This is a genomic window from Clostridioides sp. ZZV14-6009 (assembly GCF_020658095.1).
In the GTDB taxonomy this organism is placed as follows: Bacteria; Bacillota; Clostridia; order Peptostreptococcales; family Peptostreptococcaceae; genus Clostridioides.
The window spans coordinates 127,196-150,993 of record NZ_JAGWDG010000002.1; the positions used below are offsets into that span (position 1 = coordinate 127,196).

At 26.8% G+C, this 23,798-nt stretch carries 22 protein-coding genes and 1 riboswitch; of the genes, 3 read left to right on the plus strand and 19 right to left on the minus strand.

The features are described 5' to 3' along the window. Positions 1-90 precede the first annotated feature (90 nt). Positions 91-1,416, plus strand: a complete 1,326-nt coding sequence (gene cdeA, locus KGF36_RS03895; protein WP_227827364.1) for a multidrug efflux MATE transporter CdeA — start codon at positions 91-93, stop codon at positions 1,414-1,416. 175 nt (positions 1,417-1,591) lie between these two features. Here cdeA and KGF36_RS03900 read toward each other — a convergent pair whose 3' ends face one another. From KGF36_RS03900 to KGF36_RS03930, 7 genes are all read right to left on the minus strand, one after another. Continuing rightward, the gene (locus KGF36_RS03900) at positions 1,592-2,383 is read right to left on the minus strand and encodes an ABC transporter permease (protein WP_227827363.1); all 792 of its coding nucleotides are present in this window, start codon (positions 2,381-2,383) and stop codon (positions 1,592-1,594) included. Further along, positions 2,384-3,259, minus strand: a complete 876-nt coding sequence (locus KGF36_RS03905) for an ATP-binding cassette domain-containing protein (RefSeq protein WP_227827362.1) — start codon at positions 3,257-3,259, stop codon at positions 2,384-2,386. It abuts the gene before it with no gap. A 3-nt stretch (positions 3,260-3,262) separates the two neighbouring features. After that, entirely contained in the window at positions 3,263-3,631 is a 369-nt protein-coding gene (locus tag KGF36_RS03910; protein ID WP_227432872.1) for a GntR family transcriptional regulator, read from the minus strand. 187 nt (positions 3,632-3,818) lie between these two features. After that, a complete protein-coding gene (deoC, locus tag KGF36_RS03915; RefSeq protein WP_227827361.1) occupies positions 3,819-4,478 on the minus strand; it encodes a deoxyribose-phosphate aldolase in 660 nt (219 codons plus the stop codon). A 35-nt stretch (positions 4,479-4,513) separates the two neighbouring features. Beyond that, the gene (murJ, locus tag KGF36_RS03920; RefSeq protein WP_227827360.1) at positions 4,514-6,058 is read right to left on the minus strand and encodes a murein biosynthesis integral membrane protein MurJ; all 1,545 of its coding nucleotides are present in this window, start codon (positions 6,056-6,058) and stop codon (positions 4,514-4,516) included. A 696-nt stretch (positions 6,059-6,754) separates the two neighbouring features. Continuing rightward, complete coding sequence (locus tag KGF36_RS03925) at positions 6,755-7,639, minus strand: RNA polymerase sigma factor RpoD/SigA (protein WP_227432868.1); 885 nt, start codon at positions 7,637-7,639, stop codon at positions 6,755-6,757. Positions 7,640-7,929: 290 nt separating this feature from the next. Next, positions 7,930-8,406, minus strand: a complete 477-nt coding sequence (locus KGF36_RS03930) for a type I restriction enzyme HsdR N-terminal domain-containing protein (protein ID WP_227827359.1) — start codon at positions 8,404-8,406, stop codon at positions 7,930-7,932. Between the two features lie 266 nt (positions 8,407-8,672). On the opposite strand from KGF36_RS03930, the gene KGF36_RS03935 reads away from it, so the two are divergent. Continuing rightward, positions 8,673-9,836, plus strand: coding sequence for a DUF1002 domain-containing protein (locus KGF36_RS03935; protein WP_227827358.1), 1,164 nt, complete (start codon positions 8,673-8,675; stop codon positions 9,834-9,836). Positions 9,837-9,914: 78 nt separating this feature from the next. Here the strand turns inward: KGF36_RS03935 and proC are convergent, their stop codons facing one another. The 8 genes from proC to KGF36_RS03975 all read right to left on the minus strand — a co-directional run bounded on the left by proC (position 9,915) and on the right by KGF36_RS03975 (position 19,425). Then, positions 9,915-10,718, minus strand: a complete 804-nt coding sequence (proC, locus tag KGF36_RS03940; RefSeq protein ID WP_227827357.1) for a pyrroline-5-carboxylate reductase — start codon at positions 10,716-10,718, stop codon at positions 9,915-9,917. A 36-nt stretch (positions 10,719-10,754) separates the two neighbouring features. Further along, a complete protein-coding gene (locus tag KGF36_RS03945; RefSeq protein WP_413840640.1) occupies positions 10,755-11,345 on the minus strand; it encodes a helix-turn-helix domain-containing protein in 591 nt (196 codons plus the stop codon). 1,077 nt (positions 11,346-12,422) lie between these two features. Then, a complete protein-coding gene (locus tag KGF36_RS03950) occupies positions 12,423-13,031 on the minus strand; it encodes a DNA-3-methyladenine glycosylase (protein WP_227827356.1) in 609 nt (202 codons plus the stop codon). 114 nt (positions 13,032-13,145) lie between these two features. Further along, complete coding sequence (locus tag KGF36_RS03955) at positions 13,146-15,884, minus strand: PAS domain-containing sensor histidine kinase (protein WP_227827355.1); 2,739 nt, start codon at positions 15,882-15,884, stop codon at positions 13,146-13,148. 148 nt (positions 15,885-16,032) lie between these two features. Then, a complete protein-coding gene (locus KGF36_RS03960) occupies positions 16,033-16,824 on the minus strand; it encodes a MetQ/NlpA family ABC transporter substrate-binding protein (RefSeq protein ID WP_227827354.1) in 792 nt (263 codons plus the stop codon). Between the two features lie 37 nt (positions 16,825-16,861). Beyond that, positions 16,862-17,518 carry a methionine ABC transporter permease gene (locus tag KGF36_RS03965; RefSeq protein ID WP_227432857.1) on the minus strand — a complete coding sequence of 219 codons (657 nt, stop codon included), beginning with the start codon at positions 17,516-17,518 and terminating at the stop codon, positions 16,862-16,864. Further along, positions 17,511-18,476 (minus strand): methionine ABC transporter ATP-binding protein, encoded by a 966-nt coding sequence (locus tag KGF36_RS03970; protein WP_227827353.1) that lies wholly within the window; start codon positions 18,474-18,476, stop codon positions 17,511-17,513. Before KGF36_RS03970 ends, KGF36_RS03965 begins: the two co-directional genes overlap by 8 nt. A 118-nt stretch (positions 18,477-18,594) precedes the next feature. After that, positions 18,595-18,701, minus strand: a riboswitch (SAM riboswitch). Positions 18,702-18,825: 124 nt separating this feature from the next. Next, positions 18,826-19,425 (minus strand): hypothetical protein, encoded by a 600-nt coding sequence (locus tag KGF36_RS03975; RefSeq protein WP_227827352.1) that lies wholly within the window; start codon positions 19,423-19,425, stop codon positions 18,826-18,828. Positions 19,426-19,670: 245 nt separating this feature from the next. Between KGF36_RS03975 and KGF36_RS03980 the strand changes: the two genes are divergently transcribed. Continuing rightward, a complete protein-coding gene (locus KGF36_RS03980) occupies positions 19,671-20,267 on the plus strand; it encodes a DUF3793 family protein (RefSeq protein WP_227827351.1) in 597 nt (198 codons plus the stop codon). A gap of 99 nt (positions 20,268-20,366) precedes the next feature. Here KGF36_RS03980 and KGF36_RS03985 read toward each other — a convergent pair whose 3' ends face one another. The 4 genes from KGF36_RS03985 to KGF36_RS04000 form a co-directional block, all read right to left on the minus strand. Beyond that, positions 20,367-21,329, minus strand: a complete 963-nt coding sequence (locus KGF36_RS03985; protein WP_255611362.1) for an NrtA/SsuA/CpmA family ABC transporter substrate-binding protein — start codon at positions 21,327-21,329, stop codon at positions 20,367-20,369. 33 nt (positions 21,330-21,362) lie between these two features. Next, a complete protein-coding gene (locus tag KGF36_RS03990) occupies positions 21,363-22,094 on the minus strand; it encodes an ABC transporter ATP-binding protein (RefSeq protein WP_227827349.1) in 732 nt (243 codons plus the stop codon). Beyond that, on the minus strand, positions 22,087-22,857 hold the full coding sequence (locus tag KGF36_RS03995) for an ABC transporter permease (protein WP_227827348.1): 771 nt from the start codon (positions 22,855-22,857) through the stop codon (positions 22,087-22,089). The genes KGF36_RS03990 and KGF36_RS03995 overlap by 8 nt, the downstream gene beginning before the upstream one ends. A gap of 88 nt (positions 22,858-22,945) precedes the next feature. Beyond that, on the minus strand, positions 22,946-23,656 hold the full coding sequence (locus KGF36_RS04000) for an AIM24 family protein (RefSeq protein ID WP_227827347.1): 711 nt from the start codon (positions 23,654-23,656) through the stop codon (positions 22,946-22,948). Between the last annotated feature and the right edge of the window lie 142 nt (positions 23,657-23,798).

A 23,798-nucleotide genomic window follows, 5' to 3' on the forward strand; every position in this document is an offset into this window, starting at 1 on the left:
GCCATTTATAGTATTAACAAAGTTTTTCTTGACTATATAGTTACTATATACTTTATTATATATAGAGAGTAATAAAAGGAGGTAAAATTTATGGAAAATTTATTTACAAGAAAATTCACTACCTTTGAATTTCTAAAATTTGTTTCTCCTGCAATTATATCCATGGTATTTATATCTTTATACACAATAATAGATGGTATATTTGTGTCAACATTAGTTGGCTCAGATGCTCTTGCCAGTATAAATATTGTACTACCCATAATCAACCTTGTTTGTGGTTTTGGAATAATGATGGCAACTGGTGGAGGAGCTATAGTTTCTATACGTATGGGGGAAAATAGACAAGATGAAGCCAATTCTACATTTTCTTTTATAGTTTTATTTTCATTGATTATTGGAATTTTATTCACAGTAATCTCGTATTTTTTTGTCAAAGAAATATCTATTTTACTTGGAGCAACTGATAAACTACTACCTTATTGTATAACTTATGGTAAAGTAATGATTTTATGTACACCTTTTTATATTTTAAAATTTATATTTGAATATTTTGCAAGAACTGATGGAAACTCTAAATTTAGTTTATTTCTATCAGTAATTGGAGGTGTAACAAATATAATATTAGATTACGTGTTTATTAAATATTTTGGAATGGGTCTTCTAGGTGCTGCTGTTGCAACTGCTATAGGTATCATTTTAACTTGTATTTTAGGTGTAGCCTACTTCTTATCAAGTAAGTCTACATTAAAACTAAAAAAACCGAAAATTGATTTTAGACTTATAAGAGATACAATGATAAATGGTTCTTCTGAAATGGTTACAGAATTATCTACAGGAATTACAACATTCTTATTTAATATAGTTGCTTTAAGATTAGCAGGAGAAACTGGACTTGCAGCTCTTACTATAGTACTTTATGCTCACTTTTTGATGACATCGGTTTATCTAGGTTTTGCTGCTGGAGTATCACCATTGATAAGTTATAATTTTGGTGCTGAAAATAGCGATAAGTTAAAAGAAACATTTAAACATTCTTTAAAATTTATATTTGTTTCTTCTATTTTAGTTTTTATTGTAGCGTTAGTTTTTGCACCACTTATTGTTAGAGTTTTTGTAAATCCTGATAATGGAGTATTTGGTTTAGCTTTACAAGGTCTAAAAATATTTGCTTTTGCTTTTTTATTTGTTGGCATAAATATATTTGCATCAGGATTTTTCACAGCATTTCACAACGGAAAAATTTCAGCTATTATATCTTTTAGTCGTGCCTTTGTTTTTGTAATTATAGGAATTATAATTCTTCCTCCTATATTGCATCTAAATGGATTGTGGCTTACTGTTCCATTTGCTGAAATTATAACTATATTTATATCTATATTGTTTATAAAAAAATATAAGAGTAAATATAAGTATTAGTAAAATATACTTGTTAAAGTTAATAAAGCTAGCTTAAAGTAACCGTATTCAAATTTCACTTTAGAAACTTTATATTTGCAATGAAATTAAAGCCCTTAAAATCCAAAACAAATGGTTTTTAAGGGCTTTTTACTAGTACTATTTAAATCTACTTTTAAGGTAATTTTTATTTTAACTATAATAAATCATTTGCATAATCCTTGATTGGAGCTCTTCTAAGTAGTAATATTATTAAGGCTATACAAATAAATATGGCTCCTACTTTTAACCCTAATAAAACAGAAGGATTTGCAAATAAAATAATAATTTTATCTAAATGTATAAGCATTTTTTGTGTATGTTTAATTGCAAAGTTAACTACATAAATTAATATCAATATTGGTAATCCTATCAATAGAGTAAAGCTAGTAGCTTTTCTAACTCTATATGTAAAAGCACCCAACAAAGCACCTATCAAACCTATACACATTTCACTAATACATAAATTTATAAAATAATTTAAGTAAGCTAGTGGCATATTTGCTGTTGATGATTCTATTATCATGGGTATAGAAGTCCAAAGTAAATCTTGTTTCAGTAAAGATAATACATCCACCTTATAACCAGTTATAAACTCCATAGATAACTTTGATAAAAATATTAAAACTATACTTATAATAGAAAGAACAAAGGACAAAATAATTAAGGTTAGTATAATAGCTTTTATACAATTATTTCTATCTGCCCTTATACTTAAAGCTCCTGAAAAATCTTTATTTACTATGGATATTCCATATACAAATATTAGTATGCTTATATAGTTTAAAAGTGGCGTTGTGAAAGATGATAAGTCTTGTTTAGGCAAATTAGCAAAAGTTACAATAATAAGTGGTAAAACATTTAAAAAAGCACCCATTACCAAAAATAAAATTATATATAGTTTTGTATTTTTATTAAAAAATTTCATATATGGTCTTAATTCATTCAATTACAAAACCTCCTTTTTAGTCATACTTACAAACATATCTTGTAATCCTATGTATCCTACATCTATATTTGAATTTTCAATTATATTTTCATCGTTTTTACTAAAGTCACCATAGTAAAAGTAGGCAACTGTATTTCCAAATGATTTCTTAGGCTTTACATTTCTTATTGCTTCTAACTTTTCTACTTCTTCTCTGCTTCCAGTAATATAATGAGCTTTTTGTTTTATAGTATCAATATCTTCATCTATAATAATCTTACCTTCATTTAATATTATTACATGCTCTAATAAATCATCTATTTCATCAATCAAATGAGTTGATATTATTATCGTTCTTGGATTTTTTATATAATTATCTAAGATTACATTATAAAATTCTTGCCTGTTTACTGCATCTAGGCCAATTGTTGGTTCATCAAATATAGTGATGGCTGAATTGGAACAAATTCCTATTATATTTGAAAGTATAGTCTTCATTCCCCTAGACAATTGTCTATACTTTTTCTTTATATTTAAATCAAAATATTTACATAGTTTTTCTTCTAATGCCTTATCATAATTTTTATAGAAGCTAGAAGAAAACTCGAATATTTGACCTACTTTAAAATCTGAATTATAAAATTCTTTTTCTCTTACAATACAAATATCTTCCAATACTTTTAAATCTTCTTTTATATTTTTTCCTGAAATTTCTATCTCTCCTTCATTCTGAATTAATTGATTTACTATTATATTCAATAATGTAGTTTTCCCAGCACCATTTTTTCCTAATAAACCATATATTTTATTTTCTTCAAAATTCAGAGACACGTTATCAAAAATCTTTTGTTTTTTAAAGCTATGAGATAAATTTTTTATCCTAATAGAGCTACTCATACATTACTCCCCCTTAAAATTTATTATAATATCGACTAATTCTTCTCTGTTTATTTCTAATTTATCTGCTTCTTGAAGTAGATTTTTTATAAAATTATTTTTAAAGTTTTCTTTCCTAACTTCTTTTATGATACTTCTTGCTCCCTCTGATACAAACATTCCTATCCCTCTCTTCTTATATAAAATATTCTTATCAACTAATGTATTTATTCCTTTCAAGACTGTAGCAGGATTAATTTTATAAAGCTTTGAAAGTTCAGTTGTTGATGGAACCTGTTCTTCTTCTTTTATACCATCTGATAATATTTCATCTTCAATTGCTCGTGCTATTTGAATAAATATGGGTTCTTCATTATTTAATATTAATTTCATAGATTCCTCCTTTCTAAGTTAGTTAATTACTTAAGTAACTAACTATATGACTATAGTATATTATAAAATCTTCTCTGTCAATACTAAATAAAAAAACAGAGGGAAATTTCCCTCTGTTTTTTTATTTTATAAATTTATAATTAAACTAGTGTCTAATTGTTATTGATTTATCCATAAATCAATAGTTTTAATAACCTGTTATATCTTCATTTTTTAATATTTTACATATTGAACTAGTACCTAATCTTTCAGCACCTGCCTCTATAAATTTTTCTGCATCAGAAATCGATTTAACACCTCCAGCAGCCTTTATCTTAACATTTTTTCCAACATGCTCTTTCATAAGCTTTATATCTTCCAAAGTAGCTCCACCTGTTCCCATTCCAGTAGATGTCTTTATAAAATCTGCACCAGACACTGTTACTATGTCACACATCTTTACTTTTTCACATTCCTCTAAATAACATGTTTCTATAATAACCTTTAATATTTTCTCTCCAATAATTGCTTTTATTTCTTTTATCTCATTTTCTATCTTCTCATAGTCTCCATTTTTAATGTCTGAAATATTTACAACCATATCAACTTCATCTGCTCCATTTTTAATTGCATCTTCAGCTTCAAATACCTTTGTTGCAGTGGTTTGATATCCTAGAGGAAATCCTATTACTGTACATACCTTTATTTTACTATTTAAATATTCTGCTGCTCTTTTTACATATGATGGTGGTATACAAACTGATGCTACATTCATGTTTATAGCCTCATCACACAAAACCTTAATATCTTCCCATGTCGTTGTAGCCTTTAAAATAGTATGGTCTACCGTTTTTAATATGTGTTTCATAAAATCCTCCTAAATATATAATTAATATAGTTAAACTAGTTTTTTAAGTGTAACTTTCTTTTGGCAATATTTAATATCATATCAACTTCTTCAACTTTAAAAATGGTCATTAGTAATGTATAAATTCCACCTCCAACTATTACTGAAATGGTTAATGATACTAACTCGTTAAGTCTACCTACTCCTAAAAGTCCAAATATAAATTTATACGTAAAATATGATAAAATTCCCATAATAACTGATGCTACTAATGATTTTAAGGTTGCTTTTATTATCTTATCTTGTCCAAAATAACCTACTTTCCTTCTTAAATTTAGGAAAAGTAACAATATACATGCAATTGATGATGAACTAGTTGCAAGAGCAAGACCACCATGAGCCATAGGTTTTATTAAAATTAAATCTAGCACTATATTTACACAAACAGATATAATACCATTTACCATAGGTGTTTTTGTATCTTGTAATGAATAAAAAACTTTACCTAATATATCTCTAAGTCCAAATGCAGTCATTCCAACTGCATAGAAAACTAAAGCAGTTGCTGTCATTTGAGTTGCTCTAGCATCAAAAGCTCCTCTTTCAAATATAATTCTAACAACTGGATTTGCAAAAACAATAGACCCAACTGAAATAGGAATCATAGAAATTATTATCATATTGACACTAGATTTAACTGAACTTGTAAATTTTTTTTGATTATTCTCTGCACTTAATTTCGACAGCATGGGATACATAACAGACACTATTGAGGCTGTAAATGTCCCTGTGACAAAACCATTTAACCTATCTGCATAAGTAAGTGCTGGTATGCTACCTTTAACTAATGTAGATGCTAAAGTTGTATCAACTAATGAGTTTACTTGATTAACAGCAACACCTATAAACACTGGTGAAAGTAATGCCAGCAATTTTATAAGACTATCATCTTTAAAGTCTAAGTAAAATGAATATTTGTAATCTGTTTTTTTAACAAAAAACAGGTAAAAAAGTAGCTGAACTATCATAGCAACTACAGCACCAACTGGAAGTACATATGGTCCAAATACGGTACTTATCATTATTGAAATAATTATTACTATATTATAGGGGATACTACCAAATCCAACTATGATAAAATTTTCTTTTATTTGTAAAAATGCTGACATAACACTAGTGATACCTATAAATATTATTCCTGTTATAAGTACTTTAGTAAATTTTACAGTAAGCTCAAATCTTTCGCCTTCAAATCCTATAGCAAATATACTCACAAGTTGTTTTGAAAAAATCACACCCAGTATAGCTACAATTATGCATATACCAACTATTATATTTAAAACATTGTTTAAAAATTTTACTGCTTGTTTTTCACCTTGTTTACTACTTATATCTTGATACATTGGTATAAAAGTAGTAACTATAGCAGTTCCTATTGCTGCAAATATAATATTTGGTATATTCATAGCTGTCAAATAACTTTCTGTATACAAACCTGTTCCATAAATTGACGATAAAACTAATTCTCTACCCATGCCAAGAATCTTAGATATTACAGTAACTATCATCAAATAAAAAGTTGCTTTAGCTACCTTGCTCATTTTATCACTCCACTTCTAACACACTTCTTTTAGTTCAGTAAAAGCCAGCCTATTATATATAATTTAATATATTATTCCTACATTTTACAAAGATAATAGTAGTTGTTTATTTTTTAATATATCATAAATAATATTACCTTCATGTTTTTTATTTCTACAACATTTTCTATAATTACAATTTAAATCTAATAGTATAAATTTAATTGAGCTCACAGAAATGGAGTTATTATTTTCTAATCTTGGTAAAACAAAAACACTTATATTGGCTATATATTCAAATTTCATTTTATTCATTTCTTATAACTTAATAATCTCCACATAAGGAAAATATATAATCATTTTTAAGTTATATTTTAACATATTTTATCTATTTTGAAAAATTTTAATCACTTTTACTAAATAACTATTCATTTAAAGAAAATTTAAAAAAGTATTCTCCTCAATGAAGAATACTTAACAGAAATATATAAGTGCCTTTTAAAGAAAATATATCAATATGATTATTAATAATCGTCACTAAGCTAGTAAAAACTCAACTTTTCTACAAGTTAAAGTAATGTAGAAGTAATTTTTATTTTATTAACTTCATGTTTTCCTATTGAAAAAACATTATTGACTATATGTAAGTATAACAAAAGAAAAAATAAAAGTAGGAGAATCTTTTTCCTACTTTCTTTTATATTAGCTTTAAAAATATTAATAAAAATGCTTTAATTGTTTTAATTTACTTGGATGTCTTAATTTTCTTATTGCTTTAGCTTCTATTTGTCTTATTCTTTCTCTAGTAACTCCAAACACTTTTCCAATCTGTTCTAAAGTCTTAGGGTCATCATCATCAATGCCAAATCTCATTCTCAAAACCTGCTGTTCTTGTTCTCCAAGACCTGTAAGTAATTCTTCTATTTTTTCTTTTAAATTATGTTGTTCCACTTCATGCATTACAACATCTTTAAAATCAGCATCTGATGGTATAAATTCAACTAAACTACTATCTTCATCTTCTTTTAATGGTGTATCCAAAGATACAACATTTTTATCTCGTTTTAATAATTCCAATACTTTCTCAACCTCAAGACCACAAGCATCTGCAATCTCATCTACAGTTGGTTCTCTTAATAATACATTTAAAAGTTCTTGTTTCTTTTTCTTTACAAAATTTATTCTTTGGTGAAGATGTATAGGTATTCTAATAGTATTTTCGCAATCATCAATATATCTTGTTATGCTTTGTTTTATCCACCATGTGGCATAAGTGCTAAATTTGTATCCTTTTTTATAATCGTACTTCTCTACTGCTTTTATAAGTCCTATATTTCCCGCTTGAATTAAATCTAGCATATCAATACTATCTCTTTTATATCTTTTTGCTATGCTCACTACCAACCTATAATTTGAATTTATAAACTTTTCCTTTGCTACTGAAGATGAGTTGATTATTTCCTTTGCCAGCTCTACCTCTTCTCCCGCTGACAACATTTTGTATTCCTCAATTTCCTTTAAATACATTTTCATCGCATTTGATACATTTGATGAACCCACACAAATATAATTTTCATAATTATTTTCTTTTTTAGTATCCATAATCAAACCCCTTCTATTCATAGAATTTGCTAAAACAAAAATAAATAATTTAAAACTACATAATCTGCAATTACATAATATCCCCTTCTTCAAATAAGTTGTTTTGTATATTATGTATACAAAGTTATAAAAACTATACCTATAATATTATTCTACTTCTAACCCTAATATCCTTCTTATATATATAATTTATTTTATTATATATTGTTATATCCTAAGTTTTTAAATTGATATATGTCTAAAAAAAGACTGTTAATTAAACAGTCTTTATATATATATATGCTTGTTATTTACTTTTCATGATGATTGCATCCACATCCACAATTTTCATCGTGATGATGATGTTCTTCTTCTAAATCTTTAACTTGTTGTTCCATCTCATTAAACTCTTTTACCATTATGTCATAAGTTGGAAGTGCTGCTTCAGTATCATACTCTTCGCCTCTCCAATCAGCATACATCATAGCATCACCATTAGTTAAAACCAATCTACCTGACATAGTTATGTTATCTACTTCTTCTAGAAATTCTATTTGTTTTTGTAAAACTTCCCCTTCTAATTCTACATCTTCATCTAAACACTGTACTATCATTACTGGAGCGTAATAATCCTCATCATCTTTAACATTTACAATAATATCTAAAGTTCCCTCTGCACCTTCTTCAAATTCTGCTAATTCAACATTTGTATCAATCATATCCTGAGGTACTAATAAATCTTCTATTAAATATTTTATTACTCTATCTTTTACTAATTCTTTTGACATTTATTTTTTCTCCTTCCGATTCTATAACATTATCATAATCATTTCTATATTATAGTATACTACATTAATTGTTTTTTCAATCTCTTATAAAAATTATTTTTTTATTATTTACCTTATATTACCTTTTTTATTACAAACTTGTAATCGCATTGATTTAAAAAATAGTTTATATTTAGTATAATAGAAATGTAGCACATATTTTTATTCAATATATTGATAAAATATATATTGAAAATGTAATGTATGTTAAATCTAGGAGGATTATTATGAAGTTTAAAAAACAAATTAGCTCTATTATTATATCTACTATGCTTGTGTTTGGAAGTTTAAACCTTGCTTATGCAGATGGTACAAATGTTGTTACACTTGGAGCTAACTTATCAGAGTCTCAAAAGCAACAAATGCTTAATTATTTTGGAGTTAAAAAAGACCAAGTCTTAGTTTTAGATGTAACAAATGCAGAAGAAAGACAATATTTACAAGGTGTTGCAACAGAGAGCCAACTTGGTAAAGTTACTATTTCTTGCTCATATGTTGAGCCTACAACAAAAGGCAATGGCATTAATGTTAAAACAGCAAATTTAACTTGGGTAACTAGCTCAATGATTGCTTCAACACTTACAACAGCTGGCCTTGAAAATGCAAATGTTATTGCTGCTGCTCCATATCCTGTAAGTGGTACTGGTGCATTGACAGGAATTATGAAAGCATTTGAAGATGCATCAGGAAAAAAACTTGACGAAACAAAAAAGGAAATTGCTTCTGAAGAGTTAGTAGTTACAGGTGATTTAGGAGATGATATAGGTCAAGAAAAAGCAACTGGTGTAATGAATGATATAAAAACAGAAATTGTAAAAAATGGTACAAAGGATACTAATCAAATAGCCAACACAATAAATAATGTTGTAAATAATTACAATATTACTATTACACCAGAACAAAAAGAGCAAATTCAAGGTGTAATGAAAAAAATAGCTGACCAGGATTATGATTACAACAACATGAAAAATACATTAGACAATGTATCAAATAATGTAAATGAACAATTAAAAAAATTAGGTGAAAGTGTTAAGGGCTCTGGAATACTAGATACTATAGGTGGATGGTTTAGTGGAATAGGAGATTGGTTCTCTGGTTTATTCTCAGGAGGAGATAAAAAAGATCTAGGAATCTTAAATAACACTAATGATGAGTCTCTTGGCTCAAATGCTGTGATAAACTCTACAGATGGTGTTCAAATAGATCCACAAGATAATACCAACTCTAATGATAATAGCAATACAAATAATTCAGAAAATAATAGTGAAAATAATGGTAGCTCTCAATCAGGTGAAAATAACACAACTAATAATTCTGAAAATCAATCCAATACTGACGACTCAGTTGGTTTCTTTGAAAAAATAAAAAATTGGCTTTCAGGCTTATTTTAAAAATTAAGTAAAAAAAGAATTGCCTAACATAGAAATTTTCTATAAAAGGCAATTCTTTTTATTTCCAATAAATTCTTATTACTCACTCATTTTTTGAGATTTTTCTATACATGCACATATAGCTTTTATAACAGATGCTCTAAAACCTTCCTCTTCAAGGACTTTAACTGCTTCTATAGTAGTCCCTCCAGGTGAGCATACCATATCTTTTAGTTCACCAGGATGTTTTCCTGTTTCAAGTACCATTTTTGCAGAACCCATAACTGCTTGTGCTGCAAATTTATATGCTTGTTGTCTTGGCATTCCTGCAATTACTGCTGCATCTGCAATAGCTTCTATAAACAAAAACACATAGGCTGGTGCAGAACCACTCGCTCCAATCACTGCTTCTATAAGATATTCTGGTACGACTTCAGTGTTTCCAAAAGAACTAAATACTTCTACCACTGCTTCTAAGTCTTCATCTTTTATATTTTTATTTATAGATATTGAAGACATAGCCTCATTTACAAGTGCAGGAGTATTAGGCATAGTTCTAACTATTTTTTTATTTTCACCTATAATTGCCTCTATATCTTTTATAGATTTTCCTGCTGCTATTGTAACTATAATTTTACTATCATCTACAAAATCTTTTATCTCTTCTAAAATATCATCATATATGTCTGGCTTAACAGCTACAATTACTATATCAGAAGTTCTAGTAACCTCTTTTGAATCTTTTGTAGTATTTATACCAAAATTTGCATGTATTCTATCAAGAGTTCCTTGAGTATATGCTGATGCTGTTACCATATTAGGTTCAACTAATTTTGAATTTACTATACCACCTATCATAGCACTGGCCATATTTCCTGCACCTATAAATCCAATTTTTTTCACTGTAATACTCCTCCTTAAATAGGTAATAACTAAATTTTAAGCTTCTTTAACTGTATCAGAATTTTCAAATGGATTTGGTATACTTACCACTAAAATTCTTACCATCTTATTAGTATAGTTAACCCAATTGTGATTGTTCTTTTCACTATTGTAGTGTATTGTATCACCTGGATACATTTCAATTTGCTCATCACCCAAAAACACTGTAAGAGTGCCCTCTAAAACATATACAAATTCTTCACCACTATGTACATAGCAACAAATTTCTTCACTACTTTTACTTGGAAGAATTTCAATTAATCTTGGTAACATAGTTTTTTCTTTTAAATTAGATGATAAATGATAATGTATAAATGTTGAATTTTCTACATCAAAAACTTCTTTTTCATAACTTCTTAATACAGGTCTCTTATGCTCCTTTGGTTTCATAAAAAAGTAAGTCAAATCTACATCCAATACATTTGCTATTTTACCCAATGAATCTGTTGCCACACTTGTTAATCCTCTTTCAAGTTGTGACAAAAATCCAATTGATAAGTTTGTTTTCTCACTCATATCTTTCAGTGTCATTTGTTTTTGAGTTCTAAGTTGCTTTATTTTTGCTCCTATGTCCTTATTCAAAACCATCACCCCTAAATAATTTTAATTTTTTCATAATATAAATATAAGAATATAAATATAGGCTATTATATCTATAATATTTCACCTCAAAAAAACTTTATTAGTATAAATATAATTTATTCACTTTCTTTTGTCTACACATTTATCATTATTTATAATTTATTATTGTATATATCTCTACCTAATTTAGCAAAAGTTATTAATTATTTTTCTATTTTTTAATATATCTGATTATGATTACTTTTTTTATATTATAAAACTTAAGTTATTCATATAATTTGCTTTATTATTTATATAGTTCATAATATATAAATCTTATTAGTATAATTTTTATCAGATTACTATCTTTAATTTGTGTACATTGCATTATATAGTTTATTTGAATTTAACTATTAAAAATTAAGCTTATTATATTGCTATTTCTACAGATTCTTACATCCTTTATAATAATTATAACATAATTTTACAATTTAATAGTATCTATTCAATGCCTTTTTTTATTTATACAACATCTTATATTTTATAGTCCAAAACTATACATATTTTTCTAATGTTTATACAGATACAGCCTTGTTATTTCCTAATTTAGCAATCGTTATCAAAATATTTATCATCTTTTTAAATTCCATTTTTAATTTTTCTGTCTAACAATAATTTTCATAACAAAGCATATGAAATCATCTTATAACCTCAATCATACGATTTTAAATATATCTCTATTCTAAAGATACTTTCTTTTTTTGTCAAAATTTTTCTATTTTTTATAAATAATTATTTGTTGTAATAAATAATCTGTTTAATATAAAATAAACCAACTTTATGTATAAACACGACTATTCTTAATAAAATGCGTCCAAAAGTTAATATTCATTTATTTTATAGTATAATATTATCATACTTATTTTATTGAAATATATCTTTGTTTGTATAAACAAAACAATTGAAAATAATTATAAAAATCTACTAAAAATACATCTTCTCCTCTATAAATTTATTTATACTAAAATAAAAATTCTGTAAAAAATAAGATATATATTTATAAAAAATAATTTTTATAAATATATATCTTATTGATATCAGTACTTACTCTATATAAAAACGCCATAAAAAATCTTTTGCTTCTTCTGCATAGTCTATATTTATACGTTTACTAATTTTTATATCCAATTCGCCTTCACTACATACCTTTTTTCCTTCATTATCATAATAAAAGTCACTTATATATAATTCTTCACCCATTATACTCTTACTATTTAAGCTTCTATCTATTTTTAAAGCCTTACAAAGTTTTCCTGGTCCATTAGTAATATTTTTTATTTGATACTTACTCAAATTATCATACAATTTATTATATCTATTTATAGATATCTCATCTAAAGAAGTTATTGGTTCCACACCTCTTATCAACACACACTCTGGTACATTTTCTATATTTGCTGATAGATTTAGACAATTGTACATACCATAAATTAAATAAACATATATATGTCCACCATCTAAATACAGAGGCTTAGTTCTCTCAGTTCTTTTATCACCATATACATGTGCACCTTTGTCATTTATACCCATGTATGCCTCTGTCTCTACTATCTTGGTAACAATTGTTTTATTTTCATACTTTCTTATTAAATATTTACCTAATATAGATTTAGCTAAATCAATTCCATTTTTCCTAAAAAAATCCTTTTCCAAAATTTCACCTCATAAAGTTTATTTATAGTCAGTTAAATACAGCTAAAATTATAAGTAAAATTAGTCTGCTTTTAATTGTATATTAATATATAAAATAATGGATTTCAATATTTACTACTTATATATATCAAAAAATTCTATCTCGAATTTTTCAATATTATCATTGTAATTTGATTTATCATAGACTTCTTCAACTACTTCTTTAATTGGGAATATGATTTTCACCTCTGTTCCTTCTCCTAATTTACTATCTATATAAATTTCTCCATTTTGAATTTCAATTAACGATTTTGCAAGACACAATCCTATTCCACTGCCGAATTCGTTTGATATACCACTATTTTCAATTTGTTTAAATCTATTAAATATGTCATTTAATTTTTCCTTTTCTATACCTATTCCAGTATCTTTTATAAGTATTTCTACATTTGCACCTTCTTTATATATTCCTACAAGTATTTCTCCACCTTCTAAAGTAAACTTTATAGCATTTGATAATATATTCAATATTATCCTTTCTATAGATTCTGGGTCAAGACCTACTCTCATAGTTTCCTCATTTGTATCAAAAACTAAGTCGATTCCCTTAGATTTTGCATAACTGCTAATGGATGTAACTATTCTTTCTGTTATATCGATAATATCAAAGTTAACTGCTTTAATCTTATATATTTCTGATTTAACTTGAGAAATATTTATTATATTATCTATTAATCTTAATAATCTAAACATGTTTTGTTTAGTTATTTTTATGTGTTCTCTTAATATATCTTGACAGTCAATTATCTTGCCTTTTTTATAAAGATTCTCGATAAGCTGAACTGAGCTATAGATATTATTTAAAGGAGTCTTGAGTTCATGAGATATATTAGCATAGAACTCCATCTTCATCTGGTCATACTGTCTTTGTTTTATTAATGCTTTTTTAAGTCTCTCAGACTCTCTTTGTACACTTAAATCTTTAATGATTCTCACTCTACTTCTCTTCTGTCCAAAGTATAAGGTTCTTGATATCATATTTACTTCTTTAATATGATTGTTTTCATTTACTATATGAATACTTTTTTCTCTTTCACCTATATTTAAATTGTTTATGTATTTTTTTACCAAGATATTTCTATATTTTTGTGTTGTTACTCCTAGTACATCACTTGATATTCCAAATAATTCTCTAAAAGCTCTATTTGTATAAAGTACTCTTGATGTACTTAAATCTTCAAGAAAAATAGCCTCTGGTATAGCATCTAATAATTTTTCATATATTATTTTTTGTTCATTTACTGTTCTAAGTATATTTATTTCTTTGGTTATATCTCTAAATGTAAGTAACTTAAATAATTTATTATTTGACCAATAATCTCCAACTCTCACTTCTTCAACATGTTCTTCACCATCTGAATCAGACATTACAAAATTAACTATACAATTTGCTGTATCATTATAACTTACTATTTCAGCTTTCTTTTCTTTTGTTAGATTTAATCTTTTAAAGTCTCTATTATCAAAGAAATCTATGTTAAAAGTTTCAAAATATTTTTCTAATGTCATATTAACTAGCTCTTTTGATGTACATTTAAAACTCTTTTCATATTTTTTATTTATGCTTATTACTTTATTCTTCTTTATACCACCTTCTGCACTTCTTACAAGTATAGGAGAGGGTATATTTAATATTATATTTTCATAATCTTTATTTATAGCCCTTATCTCTTTATCCATTTTTATTTCATTTGTAATATTATTTAAGCTTATTAAATAATTACTTTCTTCTTCATTATTACTTAAACTTAGCAAATATATTTTATTATTTAGCTCTACTTGTTTATCAATTATACTTATATCCTTATCAAATTTTTTTAGCTTTTCAGCTACACACTCATCTTCTTTTATAAAATTTAATATGTGATAAAAGTTTTTCATGTCCTTTGAAAATTCATCTTTAAATGCATTATTTGTATAACTTATATTAAAATCATAATCTGTTATTATCCATACATTTGGTATAGTATCAAGTGCTTGTCTTAATAACTCCTTTCTTTCATCTATGTAATTTTTTAATGTTTTCTGTATAGTCATATCCTTTTCTATTGCTAGATTTATCTTACTTAATTGTTCTGACTTTTTACTTAACTTCTTATTTATTGAATTTAATTCATAATATGGATATACTATTCTATTACTTAGACTGTATACATACACATAGTAAGTATGATTACATAACAATAAATACACTACTCCTATTAATCTATCTGTATCTACTATACTAATTTGACAAGTTGTTATAAAACCTATAATAGTTGCAAATAAAGCAAAGTATGATAAATTTTTTATTAAGCTATAATGTTCAGCTTCACTATTGATTTTGTTTAATACAAACAATAAATTGAACAAAGATATGACAATATTAATTGACATAATAATCATATTCAAATAAAAGTTATTAAAAATACTTCGTAGAAAATAATCTACTATTACAAAAGTACTGTTGAAAATCAACAAATGACTTATTCTCAGTTTTTTTATTTTAGAAATTGTTAAGTATATAAATGTAGATATATTAATTATACTTAAATTGAGTATCATAACTTGGAATTTTTGAATCTCTAATTCTGCTATGCCTAAAATCCCCACAAAAACTAATACAAGGCATCCTAATTTTAGTATATTTATAAATTCATCTTTTTCAAAACTAGTTATATAAACTATAGAATATCCAAATATCCAAAGTAAAATTATCCTATACATATTTATGGAAACTGTATACAAATTTATATTCAAAAGTGCAATAATTAAAAATAACCCATTAGCCAATATATAGACCTTATTCTTCCTTAAAGTTCCCTTAGATTCCATATTCCCCACCACTTCTTCATTTTTATATAGTTTTATCTATAAATATGTTACCACAATTCTCCCAAAAAATTTGTCACTTTCTAGTTATAAAAAAAAATGAGTAAAGTTTTTAAAATTTTACTCATTTTATAGATTTTGTATATTTAATTTAAAAAGCTGGAACGATACTTCCTTTATATTCATCTTGTATAAACTTTTTAACTTCTTTACTATTCATAGCTTCTGATAAAGCTTTAATCTTATCACTATCCTTATTATCTTCTCTACAAGCAATTATATTTACATATGGAGAATCACTTGATTCTATTACTATTGCATCTTTAGTAGGATTTAAATTAGCTGTTAAAGCATAATTAGAATTTATTACTGCTCCATCAACATCTTTTAATACTGTTGGTAATTGTTCTGCATTCATTTCTTTTATTTGTATATTTTTAGGATTTTTAGTTATATCTTTTTTAGTTATAAGTTCGCCATCTTTTACTTCTATTAATTTATGTTTTGCTAATAATTTAAGTGCTCTAGCTCCATTAGTCGCATCATTTGGTACAGCTATAACTGCTCCATCTTTTACTTCATCTAATGATTTAACTTTTTCTGAATAGAATCCCATTGGCTCTATATGAACTTTAGATGTATAAGTAAGTTTATATCCTTTTTCCTTAACAGTCTCCTCTAGAAATGGAATATGTTGAAAGAAGTTAGCATCCAAAGAACCTTCATCTAAGGCTGTATTTGGAAGCACATAATCATCAAATATCTTTACTTCTAAATCATATCCTTTTTCTTTTAATAAAGGTTTTGCAACTTCCAATATTTTTGCATGTGGATTTGATGATGCCCCTACTAATATTTTTTTATCCTCTTTGTTTGAACATCCTACTGCTGATATTGCTATTGCTGACACTAATGCTACTGATAATAATTTTTTTAATTTCATTTTTTACTCCCCCTTTAAAAATGTTTTATTGATTAAATTATTTTAGTTTCTTATACGCTAGATTTCCTAAACCTTGTATTATTTGAACTAGTATTACAAGTGCTATTACTGTATAAACCATTACTGCTGTATCAAATCTTTGGTATCCATAAATAAGTGCTATATTACCTAGTCCACCAGCTCCTACTGCACCTGCCATAGCTGTATAACCAAGTATAGAAATTACTGACAATGTAATTCCAGATACAATTGAAGGCATTGCTTCTTTTATCATAACTTTAAATACTATTTGTTTTTTTGTAGCCCCAAAAGATTTGGCAGCTTCTATTAGTCCCTTATCAACTTCATTTAATGAACTTTCTATAATCCTAGCGATAAATGGTGCTGCACCAATAGTTATTGGTACTATTGCAGCAGTTTCTCCTATACTTGTTCCAACAATTAATCTTGTTATTGGAATCATTGCAACTATAAGTATCATAAACGGGAAACTTCTAAATATGTTTACTATAAATCCTAGTGCACTATTAATCGTGCTATTTGGTTTTAATCCATCTGGTTTTGTCACTACTAATATAATTGCTAGTATAAATCCTAATATTGTTGCCACTACAGTTGGTACTATGACCATATATAAAGTTTGTAGTAATGCATTTGGAAATAGTGTTGTTAAAAAATCAATTAGACTATTCATTTATCATTTCCTCCCATCTTATGTCCTTATCTGTAAGATACTGTTTTACTTTCTCTCCGCTTTTATCTGAAACATTTATAATAAGTGAACCTAAAATATCCTCTTTAAATTGTTCTAATTTCCCAAATATTATAGATACATCTATGTTTAACTCTCTTGCCATTGTTGTAATAATAGCATCATTAGAAATGTCTTTAGGGAATAGTATTTTTATATTTGTTCCTTTTGGTAAAATTATACTTTCTTCACCTATTAATTTTCTAAGTCCCTTAGTATTTCTCAAGAAAATTTCTTCTGTATCTCCTACTTCTAATACCTCTCCATTTTCCATTATTGCCACTCTTCCGCAAATTTGTTTTATAACTTCCATTTGATGAGTTACAACTATTATTGTTATTCCTAGGTTTTTGTTTATATCTTCAAGTAATGAAAGAATTGATTTTGTAGTATTTGGGTCTAGTGCTGAAGTTGCTTCATCACAAAGAAGTACTTGTGGGTTTAGTGCTAAAGCTCTAGCAATTGCAACTCTCTGTTTTTGACCACCACTTAAGTTTCTTGGTTTATCATTTTTCTTTTCAGATATACCAACCACTTCTAGTAACTCTAAAACTCTTTTTTTAATTTCTGCCTTTGTATATCCAAAACACTCTAAAGGTAATGCTACATTATCAAATACTGTTTTTCTTTCAAGTAATGAAAAGTGTTGAAAAATCATTCCTAACTCTTTTCTTAAATCCCTCATTTGCTTTTCATTTAATGACTTTACTTCCTTATCAGATACAAGCACACTACCTTCTTGATATTCTTCTAGCCCATTTATGCATCTAAGTAGTGTTGATTTTCCAGCACCACTATGACCTATTATCCCAAAGATTTCTCCAGATTCTATCTCAATACTTACATCTTTAAGTACTTGAGTCTTTCCATAATACTTATTAACATTTTTTATGCTAACCATAAAATTTCCTCCCCACATATTCTGCTCAATTTGTATGTTTATTTTTATTTATGTATTTTAAATTTGTATCTAACAAAATAAAAGCCTGAGTATAAACTCAGGCTTAAAAAGCTATTTATACTCATCTATCAACTATATCAGTTGCAGGATTTAGCACCAATGTATATAAAATATACTGGTTGCCGGGTTTCAAAGGGCCAGTCCCTCCACCACTCTTGATAAGACGTTATTTAATTTAATTCGATTATCATTTGTTGCTATGTTATATATAATATATTTATTAATAATATTTGTCAATAAATTTATTTAAAATTTTTATTTTTTATTATTCCTAATTAAAGATAAATAACTATTTTTTATTGTTTCCTGTTATTCCTAATCTATCATTCATATCTTTTATCATTTTTCTAAAACCACTACCTATATCATTTCCAACATCTTCTGTTCCATGAACTAATTTCATAAAGTCATTTTGACCTTTTTTCATATCTTCATCAGAGACTTTATCTAATTTTGCTAGTCTAGAATCTATATCCTTTACTAATCTTTCACCTTCAGTTATTAATTCATCGTTCATTTTCTTTAATTCGGCATCTTCTGTTTTACCATCTTTTTTAAGAGAAGCTACAAATGATTGTATTTTATCTCTACTGTCTTTATATGCAGCCTTTACATCACTTAAATATTTTTCATTTCCTGGATATTCTTTATCCTTAAACTGATTATTTATACTTTCTGGAGTATCATAAATAGAATATCTATTTAAACCTGCTATATAATCATTATAGCTTGTTGAATAATAATTCATATAGCCTTCATTGTTATTTACTGATTCGTTTGGATTTTTTCCTGCATTTTCATCTGGTTGTTCAGTTTTTTTAGTACATGCTGTCATACCTATAGCTAATACTAACGCAAGTCCTACAAATAAAGTTCTTTTTAATTTCATTTTTATTACCCTCCTAGATGTTTTATATTACAAAAAGTTTTAATAATTCTCTTTCTTACATTTAGTATTTCTATATTTTTATTTTTTATTTACTAAAATTAAACAATTTATAATTTATTTTTTGGGAAATTATAATAGATAAGTAATTAAATAAAAAAATATAATTTTATTATTGATATTGATTATCATTCATAGTATAATTTAATTAATTGATATTAGTTTTCATTTGAAGGAGGTTATCTTTTATGCATTGTTGCAATTCACAATTTTGTTGTAAGAATAAAATTGAATCATCATATATAAAATGGCTTTTAGAAGTTTTAGGTCCAGTTTTTTTAGGCTCTAAACCTGCTGAAATAATAAATATTTCATTTACTGACGTAAATAGAGAGGAAAAAATTAGTGATATTTACAAATATTTATATAAGTGTAAAAAGATAGATTTTATAGCTATTGATAAAGAAAAAAAAGGATTAAAAATATTATTTGTAAATAAAACTGCATTGTCAGAAAGATTAAAATGTAAAAAAACAGTAAATTTTTTGAAGTTTTTAGGATACAAACAAAATACTAATGTAAATGCTTATTTAGAGCATCTAGTTGAAAAACTTAAAACTGATACTTTTCCTGATGAAATAGGTATTTTTTTAGGATATCCCCTTAAAGATGTGATTGGATTTATGGGATATAGTAACTGTGAAGTTTCTATGATTAAATATTGGAAAGTTTACGGTGATCCAAAACAATCAGAAGACACATATTCTAAGTTTTTGCTTCATCGTAAAAAAATGAGAAAATTGCTTGACTACATAAGTGTAGATAAAATAGTAAGCTGTTTCTAATTAGATTTAATTCTATAAAATAATTAAAAATAAAAATACATCCTTTTTTATCATGTTATTACCACAATAACTTAAGGATGTATTTTCTATTTTAATATACTAATTTTGATTATATAACATATCTTTAATATTTATTTTCTTTTCTTGCATTCCATTAGACATCAAGAATTCTTGTGTATCCTCTAACTCTTTTATATCCTTATCTGTTATCTTAGAACTAAAATCATACCAAGAATACATTTCCTTTGTTTCATCTAAAGTTAAACCAACTTCTTTTGATACATCTTCCATTACCTTATCTTTATTTTCATCCATATATTTTAAAGTTTCTTCATGAACTTTCATAAATCTTTTTACTAATTCAGGATATTTTTGAGAAAAATCATCACTTACTGCAGTAACTATTATTCCACTAACTAAACCTTCTCCATTTACTATCATTTTGCTACCTGCATTTATTGTTTTTAGAGCTACTGGACCTGCAAGCATTGCAACATCAGCACTTTTACTTTCTAATGCAGAGGCAGCGCTAGGAATATCCATGTTTACATATTCAACATCATCTATAGTATAACCTTCCTTAGCAAGTGCAGCAATCAATAATTGATGAAGTATAGTCCCTTTTGGCCCTACAATTTTCTTACCTTTTAAATCTTTTATAGATTTGATATTTTCATTGTTAGTTATAAGCATATATCCTTTTGGTGATCTGCTATAGATATTTGTAATTTTAAGCCCAACTCCATTAGAAGCAGCTATTATAGCAGATGTTCCACCTAATGCATGCAAAAAGTCTAATTCTCCAGCAGCTAGTGCCTGAGTTTGTTCTGGGCCTGTTGTTAGTTCATGAAAATTAACTTTTATATTATCCTTTTTAAATTCCTTACCAAATGAATCATCCTTCTTTTCCAGTATACTTGGAACATTAAGTGGAGACTTTACATAGGTTAAATTTATTTCCTTAGGTAAACTAGTCTCTTTTTTTGTAGGAACATCTTTATTACCCTCTTCTTTTGTTGAACATCCCACAGTACCAACCAATACCATTACTAAAGATGTCATTACTGCTAAAATTTTTTTGTTTCTTTTAATCACTTAAAACTCCCCCAATTCCCTTAATATTTCTTTTTTTAAGCTTATATAATAGCTTTTAGTTAAATCTCTATTATATTCATCTTCGACACTAAATTGTTTAATCCCTTTATTTTTACTAAAAACAATTATTTTCTTTGCTATTTCCATAGCTTCTTCGATATTATGAGTTACAAATACTACCCCTTTTTTAGTATTTTTATGGATATTTACTACTTCTTTTTGCATTTTTCTTCTTGTAAAATAATCTAATGCAGCAAATGGTTCATCCATCAATAGAATATCTGGGTTAAAAGAAAGAGCTCTTGCAATACTTACTCTATGAGCCATTCCTCCTGAGAGCTCATTTGGATATGAGTTTTTAAACTTTTCAAGTTTCATCATCTTTAAATATCTATCTAAATCAACCTTATTTCTATTATTTTTTTCAGTATGTAAAAGTATATTTTCACTTACATTTAGCCATGGCATTAGTCTACTTTCTTGAAAAACAACCCCTACTTTTGGGATACACTTTTTATCATTATAAAAAAAATATACATTTCCACTAGTAGCACTTTCAAGACCTGCTAAAATTCTAAGCAAAGTTGTCTTCCCACAGCCACTTTCCCCTAATATAACCGTTATTTCTTCGCTAGATATACTCAATGATATATCATCAAGCACTAAATGTTCTTTATTATCAACTAAATACTTTTTATGTATATTCTCTAATAAAAATCCATTTCTAACCATTTAAATCAACCTGCTTCCCTTTGCTAAATTTTGCTATTGCCATTGAAAATAGATAATCTGAAAGTATACCTAAAAAACCAATAACAAAAATTCCAACCAGTACAATATCAGTTCTTGACATATCCTTACCATCAGAAATCAAGTATCCTAAACCAGAAGAAGCCGCAATAAGTTCTGCACCAATTATAGCTCTAAAGCTATACCCAAGACCTAGACTAAGTCCAACAATAATATCTAACATAGAATTAGGAATTATTATTTTGCAAAAAATTCTTTTCTTAGATAAATTAAAAGACTTTCCTACTTCGATTAATTTACTGTCACAATTTTTTATCCCTTTTAGCGTATTTAAAAATATTGGGAAAAACGATGCTAAAACTATAATTATAATTTTAGACTCTTCACCTATACCAAACCATAAAATCAGCATAGGTATTAAAGCTAGTGGAGGTGTACTTCTCATAAATTCAAATAGTGGCTTGAAATACTCATACATTTTTTTATTTACACCAAATACGATTCCAAGTGGTATTGCTATCAATGAACTTATTAAAAAACCTATAAATATCCTCTTAACACTAGCATAAACATTTAAAAAAATAGAACCATCATTTATCATTTTTATAAAAGTTTCGAAAACTCTTTCAGGTGGAGGCAAAATATAGCTACTCCATATACCTAAAACACATACAATTTTCCATAAAATTAAGATTAGTAAGAAAATGTAATATCCTTTAAACTTTTTATGAATTCTCTCCAGCATCTAAAACTCCTTTTTAATATACCTACCCCTGCTACCATTTTTATTCTTTAAATATATTTTAAATCACAATTAAAATGCACTATAAAAATTAATCTATGCCAATTCTTACTCCACCTGACCTCATTCTGTCAGAAGGTGTTGCATCTGTATTCAGACTAGACAATCTCTCCGATGGTTGTATAATAACTATTTGGCCAGGTTCAACAAACTCCATATGATAAGATTCCCCTGAAGTCTGACCAACAAAAGTTTTCCATGATAGTTTTGCTACTTTAGGATATGGTTCCCTTCCAGTCCATGCTACTAACGCATCTGGGTCAACACAACAAGGCCCTTCAAGTATCAGAGGGTTACCATCTGTTATTATGGCAATATCTTGATTTTGGCTTGTTTTATTTATTAAATGTGTAGTAAAAAGTCCTTTTTGAGATATTACTCCTGAACCAATTAATTTTACACTATAATCTAGTTGTTCTGAAAATGCTAATAAGTTTTCGCTCTCAACACAAATCGAGTCACCTGGGTCAATTGATATTACATCTACATGATAAGCATTTTGTGCTAGGTAAATTTCACCTTCACCTTCAACAACCATTATTGGCATTTGTTCTCCTGTCAATGACCTTTGAACATGTCCTAGTAATGCTCTACCTAAACCACCGCCATTGTTTGGGCCTAATATTAATTTTTCAAAGTTAAAATTTCCTTTAAATGCTACCATAGCACCTTTTTTAGCAAAAAATTTACCACTTCCTCTTGCTATACACATAAGTTCGTTTGTCACATCAAATTTAAACATAATAAACATTTATATTGCTGTATTTAGCAATAATCCCTCCTAATCATATATTTGTCTATAATTATACAGTAAAAATATAATATAGTCTAATTGACTTCAAATATGAAATTTATTATTTATATAAAAAATAAAAGCCTGATAA